This window comes from Paraburkholderia strydomiana (genome assembly GCF_046030495.1).
Lineage (GTDB): Bacteria > Pseudomonadota > Gammaproteobacteria > Burkholderiales > Burkholderiaceae > Paraburkholderia > Paraburkholderia strydomiana_A.
This window is the reverse complement of record NZ_JAQQCJ010000071.1, coordinates 1-1,010: the sequence shown is the minus strand read 5'-3', so window position 1 is coordinate 1,010 and position 1,010 is coordinate 1. Positions and strand designations below refer to the sequence as shown.

Annotated in this window: 2 protein-coding genes; both read left to right on the top strand. The window is 64.8% G+C overall.

What is annotated here, in order from left to right:
• Positions 1 to 531: cytochrome b (locus PQQ53_RS34955; protein WP_408329297.1), on the top strand; the 531-nt coding region annotated here is incomplete at its 5' end.
• 9 nt (positions 532 to 540) lie between these two features.
• The coding region (locus tag PQQ53_RS34950; protein WP_408329294.1) for a VIT1/CCC1 transporter family protein at positions 541 to 1,010 on the top strand (470 nt) is incomplete at its 3' end.

Sequence of the window (1,010 nt, the reverse complement as noted above, 5' to 3'; positions counted from 1 at the left end):
GCGCGCACGCTGCACTGGCTAACCGTCCTGTTGGTCGCCATGCAATTTGTGATCGGCTGGACGATGCCGGATGTCCACAAGGACACGCAGCCCGTTAATCTGATCGCCTGGCATCTTGGCGTGGGCGCGACGCTCGTCGCCGTGATGGCAATCCGCGTGATCTGGCGATTGACCCATTGGCCCACGCCGGACGAACTCCCGCCGCTACTCAGCGTCGTTTCGCACATAACGCATGTTCTCCTCTATGCCGCGCTCGTGCTGGTGCCGCTGCTCGGCTGGATCAACGCGTCCTCACGTGGCTGGACGGTGCGCTTGCTGGGGGTCGTGCCCTATCCGGCACTGAGCGAACCGGGCTCGGCCTTTGGCCACGAGATGGGTGATGTGCACGGCATCCTCGCATGGGTGCTCTTCGCATTGATTGGTCTGCATGTCGTCGCAGCGTTGTTCCACCGCTTTGTCCTGAAGGACCATGTACTGCAGCGGATGCTGCCCCACGCGGGGCCGTCGCGCGATCAGGTTCGAGACCGCTGACGTCCGCCAATGCCCAGGGCTCGTAAAGAACCGCATCGCATCAAGGCGATTGGCTGGCTACGCGCAGCGGTGCTTGGCGCAAACGACGGCATCATTTCGACGGCAAGTCTGATAATGGGCGTCGCGTCCGCGCACGCCGAGCACGGCCACCTGGTGCTGACCGGCCTGGCTGGGCTGGTGGCCGGTGCGATGTCGATGGCGACAGGCGAGTACGTATCGGTCTCCTCGCAGGCGGATACAGAAACAGCGGCGCTCGCCGAAGAGCAGGCGGAGCTCGATGCGGATGGCGCGCGCGAGCATCGGGAGTTGGCGGCGATTTACGTGCGGCGCGGCCTCGACATGGCGCTTGCCAAACAGGTCGCGCAGGCCCTCATGGCGCACGACGCACTCGGCGCTCACGCACGGGACGAATTGGGCATTTCGGAAACGACCGCGGCCAATCCATTGCAGGCCGCGCTGGCGTCGGCCTGCAGCTTTTC